The following is a 13,722-nucleotide window of genomic DNA, read 5'->3' on the forward strand; positions in this document are numbered from 1 at the left end:
TTATACCTCATTATTAAAATTTAAATGTATGAAAAATATCATCAAAGTATTCTTGCCTTTTAATTACTTCTATTTCTTTTTCGTTACAAATATCTAAAACTGGAAAATTAGGAAGAATAAATGGTGGTTTTAAAACAACAGAATAAGATCCTACATTCCCAAAAACGACAATATCTCCTACAGCTAACTCTCCTATATAGTGCCTATACAAATAATCTGACTCTATACAAGTAAATCCTCCAAAGTCAAGGTCTTCATATTTAGAAGACTGATTCTTTGATTTTAATATTGTAAGTGGTGGATTTTTAGTATTTAATGTTGGATTTATATTATAGATACTTCCTAATAAAGTTGCTATACTCTTTCCACGAATATTTTTTATGTTGACTACTCTTGATATAAATTTCATACAATCTCCAACAAGAGCACTTCCTGGTTCTATTAGCATTAAGGGCTGTTTTGTTTTATTTTTAAAATGCTTTGCAAAAACTACTGCAACTTCCTCTGCATAATCGTTATACGACGGAATTTCTGTATCAAATTGTTTTTTTAGGCTCTCATCCATTTTTCCAAATAATCCCCCACCTAAATCAATATGATCAGGAACTATTTTTAAACTTTCTAAAAGATCTAGCATTTTTTCAACTCTTGGTTTCCATGTTTTTAAAGCTCTTGTTGCAAAATGACATTGTAATCCTATTAAATATAAATTAGGATACTCTTTTGTTAACATTAAAGCATCTTTAAACTCTTTTGAGTTAATATCGAAACCAAATCTTGATACAACATTATCATTAATTTCAAAGTTACAACGAATTCCTATATTTAAAGTTTTTTTAGGATATTGTTGAGCTAGTTTTTCAATAAAAGATAGCTCATATTCTGAATCTAAGTTTACTGTTCCTCCCATTAAAAGTAATTCCTCTACCTTTTTTAAATTTTTATATGGTCCATTCCATATAATTTTTTCAGGAGAAACACCTATTCTAAGAGCAATTTCCATCTCCATATCAGAAACAACTTCCGCATACCCTCCTAATTCATTAACAATCCTACAAAATTTTGGGATATAATTTGTTTTATAAGAATAAGCTATATTAAAATTATGATAAATTCTAGAAAAACTCTCTTTTAACTCAATAAAATTTTTCTTGAATTGTTCTGAATCAAGTAAATAATATGCATCTCCATAAACTTTACAAATTTCATTTATCTTTTCATAATTAAAGTTCATTTTAAATTTTCTCCCATAAATATTTTTAATTATTAATTCTATATCTTTTTTTATATTTAATTTATTAACGATAAAATCTTCTTCTTTTTTCTTTTCCAATTTTTCTTCATATTTATATAAATCATTTAGATTCTTTTTAAAAATATTTTCTATTTCATTGACATTATTTATTACATTAGTATTACAAAAACTCCTAGATAAAATAACTCTTGAGGATCCTAGACGATAATGTTCCATTAAAATTTTTTCAGCTGGAAGCTTACCTTCTCCTAACTTCGCTATTCCACCAAATCCATAAGGAATATTATATTTTTTTATTTTTTCACAAATCCCTTCAACTATCCCATTTGTAAGTGGTTCAAACATAAAAGAAAGATTATAGCTTAAATGTAAATCATTTAAACCTATATGAATTTCATCAAAACCACCATTTTTTAAAACTTCATCTAAGCATTGCACAGCTTCTTTAGTTTCTAATAATAATGTAGTCTTAACTCTCCCTTTAATAATTTCTAAAAAAGTTTTAACATCTTGAAAAGATTTCCACATTGGAAGCATTATCATATCAGCTCCAGCTTCAATTACTTGATTTATTTCCTCTATTGAACTTTCATTTATAGGATTTACTCTAACTAACATTTCTGAAATATTTAGTAATGGTTTTATTTTTTTTATATCTTCTATTGAATGATTAGACTTTACTGAATCTAGATGTCCTTGTCTTTCCTCTTTTCCAAGAGTTTCTAAATCTATCCAAATTCTATCCACTCCATATTTTTGAGCTATTTTAGCAACTTCTATATCATTTGTTATATACATTAGTTTTAAGAACATTTTCTCTTCTCTCCTAAAAATTTAATTATTAATTATATTTCACTTCCTTATACGACACTACCAGTTCTTTCATAATTTTTTTAATCTCTTCAATATTTGGATTTTTAATACACTGTTCCAACTTATCAAAATATTTAGTTATATCCACTGATCCATCTTCTATTTTTGTTATAAATATCTTCTTATTCTCTGTTTTTATTGCAGAATTAACATCATATAAAAGCTCCTCGTATAATTTCTCTCCTGGTCTTAACCCTACAATATCTATTCCCACATTGGCATTTGAAAGTCTTATCATACTTTTTGCTAAGTCATAAATTTTTACAGGTTTTCCCATATCAAGAATAAATATCTCTCCACCCTTTCCTATTGTTCCTGCTTCAATAGCAAGCTGAGCAGCTTCAGGAATAGTCATAAAATATCTTGTTATATCTCTATGAGTAACTGTTAAATTTTTCCCCTCTGATATTAATTTTCTAAATATTGGAATTACACTTCCATTACTTCCCAATACATTTCCAAATCTTACTGCCATAAACTTAGTCTTTGATATTTTATTCATATGCTCTATTACTAACTCACAAGCCCTTTTACTTGCTCCCATAAGATTTGTAGGATTTACAGCTTTATCTGTGGAGATAAGAACCATTCTCTCTACTCCATATTTATCTGCACATTCTGCAACTTTTTTAGTTCCAAAGATATTATTCTTTATAGCTTCTTCTGGATTATGTTCCATTAAAGGTACATGTTTATGTGCTGCTGCATGAAATACTATATTCGGTTTATATTTCTCAAAAAGAAACTCCAATTTCTCTTTTTCTCTTATATTACATATCTCTGATATCAAGTCTAAATTTGGATATTTTCTTTTAAGCTCAAGTTCTAAGAAATAAATATCATTTTCATTTACATCAAGAGTTACAAGTTTTTTAGGATTATACTTAGCTATTTGTCTCGCAAGCTCAGATCCTATACTTCCTGCTCCTCCAGTTACAAATATCGTCTTTTCTTCTATTAACTCTCTTATACTTCCATCATTAATTACAATCTCATCTCTTCCTAATAAATCTTCTATTCTTACATCTCTTATTTGAGAAGCAAGAGATTCTCCTTCTAAAATTTCTGATATTGAAGGTACTGTCTTTATATTTATTTCTTCAAACTTTTGAATTTTTTCAACAATTCTTCCTATCTCTGAGCCATGAATTGAAGGAAGTGCAAGAAGAAGTTTCTCTATTTTTTCATTTTTTATTATTATTTCTAAACTTTCTTTATTTCCTAAAACTTTTATATTATAGATTTCACTCCCTATTTTCTTCTTATCATCATCAATAAATCCTATTATTTCATAAGGAAATAATGGATTAGTCATATACTCTCTGGCTAATATTGCACCTGCTTCTCCTGCTCCATATATCAGAGTTCTTTTAATATCCTTTATATTTTTATGTGGTCTACCATAATATCTTTTTAATCTAAAAACATATCTTCCTAAAAGTTGCATTGACACTGAAAGAATAAGTATTATCAAAAGAGTTGTTACAGGAAATATATGTTCTTTATTTATGTACATAAAAAAGAGAAATACTATTGCAGTACCTATATTAAGTATTAAAATATTTAATACATCAAGAATATTTGTATAACTCCAACTTTTTTCACTTACCTTTTTATATACATACCCAACAAGAAAGATTCCTAAATATGTAATTACATACTCTTTTCTTAAATATTCATACCAATTAAAAGAAAATTTAAGTATAAAAGCTATGATTATTCCAACAATAACACTTATAGAATCTATTAAAAATTTTGCTAAATTTCTTTTATTTATTAAATTCGGACTGTATCTTTCAGCTTTACCATATGAAATTTTTTTTAATAATTCATATAGTATCTTTTGATAAACTGAAAATACTAAAAATACTGTAAATATTGAAATATCTTTATAGAAAAAGAGAAATATCATAAAAACAATAAGATTTATGAAGATAGGATTTTGTTTAGATCTTTTTTCAAATTGTAAATTATCTGTAGAATAGTAAAAAAATATTAACATTCCAAAAAGTCCATAGACTGCAGTATTAATACTAAATCCTGTTATTTTAAACATTATTTGATATACGACAAAAAGTAACATTGTATAAATAATTGCTAATTTATCCATATTTTCACCTTAATAAACTTTCTTAAATTTTGATAAAAAAGTTTTTTCTCTCCCCCTTAAACAAATTTTAAGTTATATTAAACTTTATTTACTACTAAGGTACTACTTTTTCTTATTTTTGTCAATTCCAAAAAATTCGTTAAATAGTTATTTTAAATTAAAAAATATAACATTTATATGTGTTTATACATATTTTAATTTATTGCATAGAGAATCTTTGTTTTTTCAGCCCCAAAAAACAAAAAAGAGTGACCAACATAATTTTTATGTCGTCACTCTCTTTTGCATTCCCCTGCCAAGGAATTATATTTTATCACTTTCCAACCTATCAGTAAAGATTATTTACAAAAATTCCCATCTTTCATTATCAGAATCTCTTCACCATCTTCTGCTACCCCTACAATCTCTAAATCACTTGTTCCAACCATAAAATCTTCATGGACCATAGAGATATTAACACCGTGTTTCTTTAATTCCTTCTCATTCATCTCACTTCCACCCTCTAAACAAACAGGATATGCTTGTCCTAAAGCTAAGTGGCAAGAGGCATTTTCATCAAAAAGTGTATTATAGAAAACTGTATTTGAGTTAGAAATTGGTGAATCATAAGGTACAAGTGCAACCTCACCTAAATATCTAGCTCCATCATCAGAATCTAAAAGTTTAATCAGAGTTTCTTCTCCCTTCTCTGCTCCTACTTCAACAACCTTTCCATCTTTAAATTTTAAATAGAAATTTTCAATTAGATTTCCACCATAACAAAATGGTTTACTACTATATACAATACCATTAACTTCATCTTTCTTAGGTAGAGTAAATACTTCCTCTGTTGGCATATTTGCTACAAAATATACTCCATCTTTTGAAGTTTCTCCACCAGCTGTCCAAATATGTCCCTTTGGTAATCCTATCTCTAAATCTGTTCCTAAAGAGTTTCTATATCTTAATTTTCTAAATTTCATACTATTTAGATAGTTCATAGTATCTTTTAAATTTGTCAGATGTTTATTCCACTCTTCAACAGGATTTTCACTATCTGCTCTCACTATTGAAAGTATTTGATTCCATAATTTTTTCTTTGCCTCTTCTCCTTGAAGTTCAGGATATATTTTTTTGCTCCAAGCATCAGTAGGAATTGATACTACACACCATTGAATTTCATTATTCATAGCCTTTTCATAGTATCCTTTCAAAGCGATACTTCTAGCTTTTTGAGCTCTTGCAACTCTCTCTTGATTTACATCTTTTAAAATCTCTGGATCAGTAGCATAGATACTTAAAAAAGCTGCTCCTTTCTCTGCATAATCTTTCATCATATCAGCTTGATATTTAGGATAGATATCAAAAATCTCTTCAGCTCCATAAATATACCTATATTTTCCACAAACTTCATCTACCCAATTTATAACTACCTCTTTAGCTCCAAATTTATATGCTATTTCTACAAATTTTCTAGTAAATTCAAAAGTTTCCACTGGTGCACTTACAACTAAAATTTGTCCCTTTTGTATATTTATTCCTATTCTAATAATCAGTTCTATATAGTTAGCAATCTCTTTTCTCATTCTCTTCTCCTTAATCTATTCTAAATCTTCCTTTGGAAATAAAGTTATTGATATATTTTGCTGTTCCCATCTTCTTATGAATTTCCTCATGTACAAGAGGAATTAACAATGTATCCTTTGCACTATCTAACATACACTCTTTAGAATTTAAAAGTCCATCATTGAACTCTCCCAACCATCTACTAAAAATCCCCTCTGTTTCTGTTCCAATTATTACTCCTATCTCTATTTTAGGATTTTTAACTTCAAATTTCTTTCCTTTCCCTAAAACTCTTAAAGGTTTAAATATTGTATCAAGTAGTGGAAAAACTCTTTTCAATCTTCTATGAACTACTGAATCCCTTAGAGGAGCAGCAATAAGTATTATTTTATCTACTATTCCATCAACTTCCTCATCTTTTAAAGTTTCCTCTATTAATTTTCCCCCTAATCCATATCCAATTAAAACAATCTCCTCTTTTTCAATCATTCCACCATATTTCAGATCAAGCAGGAATTTTTTTAGCATCTCCTTTGAAAATTTTATATCTGGAAAAGTAAGAGGAAAATTTAGATTTTCCACTTTATACCCTAATGATTTTAAATTTTGTTCTAAAGATTCCATATCTTTATAGCTTCTATGAAACCCATGAATCAACACTATTCTATAGTTCATCTTCTCACTTTCCTTTTCAATATTTTATTCATTTTCATTATATCATTTTTTTAGAAGAACTTTATTAAAAAATGAAAAATAATAGATAATTTTTTATTTTTTATGGTATTATATCTTTAGAAATCAAAAACAGAGGAGGAAATTATGCAGAAAAAAAGATTGATTTTATCTATTTTCCTATTACTTTTTATCTCTCTTATAGCTTTAGGGGAGAAGATAGAAAATAGTAAAAATTTACTTACAGGAAAACTTCCTAATGGGATTACCTATTATATTTATAGAAATAAGAAACCTGAAAATAGAGCAGAATTAAATCTTATTGTAAAGGCAGGTTCTCTTTTTGAAGAGGAGCAAGAGCAGGGAATAGCTCATTTTATGGAGCACATGGCATTTAACGGAACTACTAAGTATGAAAAAAATGAGATGATAAAATATTTAGAATCTATTGGTCTTAGTTTTGGTGGAGATTTAAATGCTTATACATCCTTTGATAGAACTGTTTACAAGTTAAATGTCCCTACTGATAATATGAAGTCTTTTGAAGAGGGTGTTGAAGTTTTAAGAGAGTGGGCTACTGAGGCAACTCTTGATCCTGAACAAGTTGAAAGTGAAAAAAAGGTTATCATAGAGGAGTGGAGATTGCGTCAAGGACTAGCTCAAAGATTGGGAGATACTCAAAAGAAAGCTATCTTTTCTGGTTCAAGATACTTTGATAGATTTCCTATTGGACTTCCTGAAACTATAAATGGAGCTACTTCTGATATTATTAGAGGATTTTATGAAAAATGGTACACTCCTAAAAATATGGCTGTTGCTATTGTAGGAGATATTGAACCTAAAAAAGCTGAAGATCTAATAAAAAAATACTTTAACTTCCAAGAAAAAACTCAATTTACTCAAGGGAAAGATTACAAACTTAAAGATCTTAAAAATTCATATATAGTTTTTAAAGATCCTGAAATTAGATATACAACTTTAACTATCACTAAATTTTTAGATAGAAAGATAATTAATACTACTGAAAATTTTCAAGATTCAATAGAAAATCAACTTCTATTTAATATTTTAAATACAAGAATTATAAATCTAACTAAAGAAAGTAACTGCCCTATTATTGAGGGAGCTGTTTATAGTTACAATATCAATAAATATACTGATATTTTTAATACTGCTGTTGCTCTTAGAGAGGATAAAATTCAAGAGGGAGTCGCCCTTATAAACAATATTTTAAAATCATCATCTATAAATGGAATCTCTGAAAATGAGTTAGAACTTGAAAAGAAAAATATGTTTAATTATTACAAAACTATTGTTGCCAATAAAGATAGTATCCAACATGATACCTATATAGATGCTATTGTAAATCACGTAATAGATGGAGAAAGTTTTGTTGATGTTGATACTGAATTTGAAATATTCCAAAAAGTACTAAAAAATATAGATGTTAAAATTTTAAATAAGAAAATAAAAGATATTTATAGTAAAGAGGGAGTATATTTTCTATCAGCACCTGAAAAAGACACTATTATATCTGAGAAAATCTTAAAAGAGATTATTGAAAACGATAGAAAAAACAGTAAAAATCTTTTAACTTTTTCAAATAATATTCCAACTCTTCCACCATTAAATTTAAAAGCTGGAGATCTAAAAAAAGTAGGCAATGATGAATGTATTCTTTCAAATGGAATTAAAGTAAAGGTTAAAAATAGTGATTTTGAAAAAGATAGAATATATATTAAACTTTTTAAAAGAGAGGGAAGTTCAATTAATGATTACAACGAGTATTTAAACTCTCTATTTGCTACTAATTTAGTTTTAGATTCTGGAGCAAGTACATTAAAACCAAATGAAATAGAGACATTTATGAAAGGTAAAAACTTTAATATCTCATCATATATAAATGATTACGAGCAAGGATTTACTATTATGAGTGATAGAGAAAATCTTATTCCTGCTTTAGAGTATTTAAACTATGCAATTAGAGAGCCTAAAATAGATAGTGAAGTTTTCAACACAGCTATTTTAAATGCAAAGGAAAGTATTAAAAATAGAGAAAACTCTCCTAAAGCAGTTTTTGGAGATAAAGTTGCTACTATTTATAGTGGAAATAATGAAAGAAGAAAACCTTTTACTTTAGAAGATCTGAAAAATATTAAAATAGATAAATCATTAGAATTATACAAAGAAAAATTTGATAATTTTAATGAATACAACTTAATTATTGTAGGGGCTTTTGATAATAAAGAGTTACCAAATATATTAAAAAAATATTTTGCCTCTCTTCCATCAGAAGAAAAAATCATAACTCCTAAATCTTTAAATTTGAATATTCCTAAGAGTATTGTAAATGAAAAAGTTATCAAAGGGGTAGATAAAAAGGCTACTGTTTCTCTTATCTTCCCATATAATTCAAACTATGGATACAAAGAGAGAGTTTTATACAGTGGATTTTCTAGAGTTTTAAATATCGCCCTTATTGAAGATATTAGAGAGAAAATTGGTGGAGTTTACTCTATCTACTCTAAAACTTCCCTTTCTCCTAATAACTTTGGAGAAGATTTTTTAAGTATCAGCTTTAGTTGTGATACTAATAGAGTAGACGAGATTACAAAAGCAGTTATTAAATCTATAGATTCACTTTTACAAGATATTGACCAAAAGAAAATTGATAGTGTTATAAAAAATTATGAGTTATCATATGATACTGAGCTTAAAGAAAATAGTTTCTGGGTAAACTATCTTTATCAAAAAGCTACAGTTGGAAAAGATTATAAAGTTCCCACTCCTAAAGAGTATAAAGATATTTTAACTAAAGAAAATCTAATAAATTACAATAAAAAAGCTATAAATTTAAATAACTATATCAATGTTACTTTAATTCCTGAAAAGGAAAGTTTATAATATATTTAAAGGAGGATACTATGCCACATTTAAAAGTAAGAGGTATGGATAAAAAAGCACTTATTGAAAATAGCAAGGAGATAATTGATGGTTTAACAAATATTATCAAGTGTGATAGAAACTGGTTTACTATTGAGCACATTGACACTGAGTATATTTTTGATGGAAAAATTGTTGATGGATATACTTTTGTTGAACTATTTTGGTTTGAAAGAACACCTGAAGTTAAAGCTATGGTTGGGGAATTTCTTACTAGAATGATTAAAAAGATAAATGGGAATAAAGATTGTTGTGTAATTTTCTTCCCTCTACGTGGAGAAGATTACTGTGATAATGGAGAGTTTTTCTAATGAAAATAATATTCTCTCCTAGCAAAGAGATGAAAGTTGGAGAGTTAAACTCTCCATTTTCTTTCTCACCTAAATTTAAAAATGAAAGTAATGAAATTCTAAATATCTTAAAAACTTTAAATAAAACTCAAATTGAAAAGATTATGAAGATAAAGGGTAAACTTTTAGAAGAAACTTATAATAATATAATAAATTATGACTCACTTTCAGAGATAAAAGTTATAAATCTCTATAATGGTGTAGCTTTTAAAAAGTTAGAAATAGAAAGTTACACTTCTAAAGAATTGGAATATCTTAACGATTCACTTATTATATTATCAGCTATGTATGGAGCTCTTAATCCCTTTGACAACATTAAAAAATATAGATTAGATATGACTATGAAAATTTCAGAAAACTCTCTTTACTCCTTTTGGAGTGAGAAAGTCACTAGTTACATTAATGATCTTTTATCACAAGATAATGAGAAAATACTTTTAAACTTAGCCTCTAATGAATATTCAAAAATGATTAATAAAAAGACTTTTAATTTTAAGATGATAACTGTTGATTTTAAAGAGTTAAAAAATGGAAAATATTCATCTGTTAGTAGTTTTTCGAAACAGGGAAGAGGAATGATGTTAAACTATCTGATTAAAAATCAAATTACTAATATAGAAGAGATTAAAAAATTCAATGAAGAGAATTACTCTTTTAATAGTGAGTTATCTAATGAAAATACTATTATTTTCTCAAGATAATTAATTATATAAAATAAACTATAATTTATCTAACTAAGCTCAGTTATCTAGCACATCGCTAGATTTTGACAAAGTACCTTTGTATTTAGCGATTATTAGTCAATTTTAGTTATCTTTATTTCTTTTAAATATCAGCTAAATTCCATGTCAAAGAATAAAGAGAGAGTAAAACTCATCTGACTAAAATTCCGAAACTCGACTTCGTCTTCAAACACGTCGGAATTTTTAGCGTCAGATTTCGTAACTCTCTCTAATATTCTTCTCCAAATTACATTTAGCTGATATTAGGAATAACTCTAATTAAAAAAGTAGATTATCCCCAACATCAAGTTGATGTAATTTCCAAAAGTAGAGGAGTACAAACGACTACTACTTTTGGAAATTATAACTAAATAATAAGAGGACAAGAAACCTTGTCCTCTATCTTTATTCTCTACAAATTCCTTGCTCTTTTGCCACTTTTTTAACTGCTGCTGCTACTGCATCTGCAACTCTAGGATCAAAAGCATCTGGAATTATATAATTTTCATTTAACTCTTCCTCTTTAATAAGTGAAGCTAATCCATTTGCTGCTGCAAGTTTCATCTCTTCAGTTATCTTCTTAGATTTAGCCTCTAATGCACCTTTAAATAATCCTGGGAATACAAGAACATTGTTGATTTGGTTAGGATAGTCTGATCTTCCTGTTCCTACTATTCTTGCTCCACCTGCTAAAGCATCTTCTGGCATAATCTCTGGAACTGGGTTAGCCATTGCAAATATTATTGCATCTTTATTCATAGTTTTTACCATTTCAGTAGTTAAAATATTTCCAACTGATACCCCTACAAATACATCTGCGTCTTTAATTGCTACTGATAGATCCCCTTTAATATCATCTGGGTTAGTAAGTTCTGCTAACTCTCTCTTAGAGAAGTCATAAGAATCTTTCTCACTTCTTCTAAGAATTCCTGGTCTATCTAATACAAGTAGATTTGTTACTCCTAATTTATGAATAAGTTTTGCTATTGAACTTCCTGCTGCTCCTGCTCCGTTTACAACAACTTTTGCTTCAGAGAATTTTTTACCTAAGAATTTAAAAGCATTTATTAATCCTGCTGCAACTACTATAGCAGTTCCATGTTGATCATCATGGAATACTGGAATATCTAATTCCTCTTTTAATCTTGTTTCTATCTCTATACATCTAGGGGCAGAAATATCCTCTAAGTTTATTCCTCCAAGCCCTGGAGCTAATAATTTTGCTGTTCTTATAATTTCTTCAGGATCTTTAGTATCTAAACAAATTGGAATTGCATCTACTCCTGCAAACTCTTTAAATAGAACACATTTTCCTTCCATTACTGGTAGTGCTGCTTCTGGTCCTATATCTCCAAGTCCTAATACTGCTGTTCCATCTGTTATTACTGCTACTAAATTTCCTTTAGAAGTATATTTATAAACATCCTCTTTATTTGCAGCAATTTTTCTACAAGGTTCTGCTACCCCTGGAGAGTAAGCTAAACTTAAATCATCTTTATTTTTTACTGCAACCTTTGATACTATTGACAATTTTCCTTTATTTTTTTCATGTAATTCTAAAGCTCTTTCATATACTGTTGGCATAATGTTACCTCCATTTTCTATTTACTTTATAATCCTATTATAGACCTTTTATTTGATAATGTAAAGATATTTTTTATTTTTATGTTTTATTTACGTAAAACTTTACCAAAAATAGAACGTAGATCAACTTAATTTTCTAAAATGAAAAATTATTTTCAAATAAAAGAAAAGGAGATTTCTCTCCTTTTCTAAAATTTTATTTTAATACACCTAGTTTTATTAGTTTTTCCTTATTTTCATCAATGAATCTATCATTTACTACATAAGAGATTGATTTTACAATTTCAGCATCATAACCATTGAATGTGATCTCAACTTTTTTCTCTTTTTCCTTAAATTCCTCTTTTCCCTCTTTTAAAATATCAGCTAGTTTTTCAAGGTCGATTCTTGTAATTAAACTTTCTTTAATTTTCATAATTGTTCCTCCTTTGAAATTAATCTCTTTCTTATAATGATTATTCAAAGGATACCTCTTACTTCCTTTATTAACCTAAAAATAAACTAAATAAAAAATTAGCTGACATTCCTGCTATAAGTCCACCTATTGTGTGACTAAAGATAGCTTTTCCAGTAAGTTCTCTATAATTTAAACTATCCATCATAGCAACATGGGTACTTAAATATCCACTCCAACACATTCCCATACTTGTAAATACTGCTATTTCCCTTGCTCCTATTACCCCTTCCTTTATAAATTGAGGTACAAGTCCAATAGCTGCTCCAACTGCTCCTAAAGCTGTAATAGGAAAAGCTATTGCCTCTGGACTACTAAATCCAAATAGAGGTTTTAAAATAAAGTTTAATTTTGCTCCTATTATTGGTAAAACTCCAATTCCTTCATAGGCAGCCCCTGTATATCCGCCTTCTGGCATTCCATTAGTTAAGATTAAAACTGTTGTACAGATAATTATAACTCCAGGAATTATTGCAATTCCCATATCAACTCCAATTTTTCCTCCCTCTAACATAGCCTCTAAAAATCTTCCAAATACAGATCCACTTCTTATCTCTCTAGTATCAAAAACAAATTTTTCTACCTTTGTTTCCTCTTCTAATTCTCCTAGCTCTTTAAAATATTTTTTACTGTAATGGATCATCAGATTTACACTTACTATACTTCCAATAACTGCCCCTAAGTTTCCAATTAAAACAGGTTTAAAAAGATTTACCTTTAATAATCCTCCTTGAGCTATCATAAATGCTGATACAATAAATCCCATACCAAAAGATGTTCCAAGATTTGTTAAAGCTGTAAATTGATAGTTTTTAAAATATTTTTTAAACTCTTTATTAGCTGCTAACCCTAAAACTGCTGGATTATCTGAAATATATGTAGTTACAACTGCCAAAGCTGATGCCCCTGGCAATCTATATAGAGGATAGATAACAAAATATAGTATCTTATTTATCAACGCAATAACCCCAAATTCTGAAAGGATAGATGATAATGCTCCAGCTAATACTGCTACTCCCATTATAAAAAATACTGTATTTATCAATAGATCATGTGCTGTTCCCATAATTGTATTGATCATATTTACTGGACCCATTATTTTAGCTATAGCAGTACAAACACCTCCTAATAATCCCAAACATACAAAGGCTTCTAAACTGATAGCTTTCTTTTTTAATTTATTCATAAAAAAACACTCCTTTTTAAAGTCATAC

At 28.0% G+C, this 13,722-nt stretch carries 10 protein-coding genes; 3 read left to right on the top strand and 7 right to left on the bottom strand.

Going from position 1 to position 13,722, the window contains the following annotated elements:
- Positions 1 to 13: 13 nt before the first annotated feature.
- From I6E31_01495 to I6E31_01510, 4 genes are all read right to left on the bottom strand, one after another.
- Positions 14 to 2,068, bottom strand: a complete 2,055-nt coding sequence (locus I6E31_01495) for a hypothetical protein (GenBank protein ID MCF2638639.1) — start codon at positions 2,066 to 2,068, stop codon at positions 14 to 16.
- Between the two features lie 28 nt (positions 2,069 to 2,096).
- Positions 2,097 to 4,238, bottom strand: coding sequence for a polysaccharide biosynthesis protein (locus I6E31_01500; protein ID MCF2638640.1), 2,142 nt, complete (start codon positions 4,236 to 4,238; stop codon positions 2,097 to 2,099).
- A gap of 338 nt (positions 4,239 to 4,576) precedes the next feature.
- Positions 4,577 to 5,803, bottom strand: coding sequence for an aminopeptidase (locus tag I6E31_01505; protein ID MCF2638641.1), 1,227 nt, complete (start codon positions 5,801 to 5,803; stop codon positions 4,577 to 4,579).
- Positions 5,804 to 5,813: 10 nt separating this feature from the next.
- Positions 5,814 to 6,458: an alpha/beta hydrolase gene (locus I6E31_01510; protein MCF2638642.1), complete on the bottom strand. Its 645-nt coding sequence runs from the start codon at positions 6,456 to 6,458 to the stop codon at positions 5,814 to 5,816.
- Between the two features lie 144 nt (positions 6,459 to 6,602).
- On the opposite strand from I6E31_01510, the gene I6E31_01515 reads away from it, so the two are divergent.
- From I6E31_01515 to I6E31_01525, 3 genes are read left to right on the top strand one after another with little or no spacing between them, the layout of a single operon-like run.
- Positions 6,603 to 9,359 (top strand): insulinase family protein, encoded by a 2,757-nt coding sequence (locus I6E31_01515; protein ID MCF2638643.1) that lies wholly within the window; start codon positions 6,603 to 6,605, stop codon positions 9,357 to 9,359.
- Positions 9,360 to 9,379: 20 nt separating this feature from the next.
- Positions 9,380 to 9,709, top strand: a complete 330-nt coding sequence (locus tag I6E31_01520) for a DUF1904 domain-containing protein (protein MCF2638644.1) — start codon at positions 9,380 to 9,382, stop codon at positions 9,707 to 9,709.
- A complete protein-coding gene (locus tag I6E31_01525; GenBank protein ID MCF2638645.1) occupies positions 9,709 to 10,449 on the top strand; it encodes a YaaA family protein in 741 nt (246 codons plus the stop codon). The genes I6E31_01520 and I6E31_01525 overlap by 1 nt, the downstream gene beginning before the upstream one ends.
- A 426-nt stretch (positions 10,450 to 10,875) precedes the next feature.
- Here the strand turns inward: I6E31_01525 and I6E31_01530 are convergent, their stop codons facing one another.
- From I6E31_01530 to I6E31_01540, 3 genes are all read right to left on the bottom strand, one after another.
- Positions 10,876 to 12,054, bottom strand: coding sequence for an NAD-dependent malic enzyme (locus I6E31_01530; GenBank protein ID MCF2638646.1), 1,179 nt, complete (start codon positions 12,052 to 12,054; stop codon positions 10,876 to 10,878).
- Positions 12,055 to 12,250: 196 nt separating this feature from the next.
- Positions 12,251 to 12,469, bottom strand: coding sequence for a hypothetical protein (locus I6E31_01535; protein MCF2638647.1), 219 nt, complete (start codon positions 12,467 to 12,469; stop codon positions 12,251 to 12,253).
- Between the two features lie 70 nt (positions 12,470 to 12,539).
- Entirely contained in the window at positions 12,540 to 13,694 is a 1,155-nt protein-coding gene (locus I6E31_01540) for a hypothetical protein (GenBank protein MCF2638648.1), read from the bottom strand.
- Positions 13,695 to 13,722 lie beyond the last annotated feature (28 nt).

The sequence above is a fragment of the Fusobacterium varium genome (genome assembly GCA_021531615.1).
Lineage (GTDB): Bacteria > Fusobacteriota > Fusobacteriia > Fusobacteriales > Fusobacteriaceae > Fusobacterium_A > Fusobacterium_A varium_C.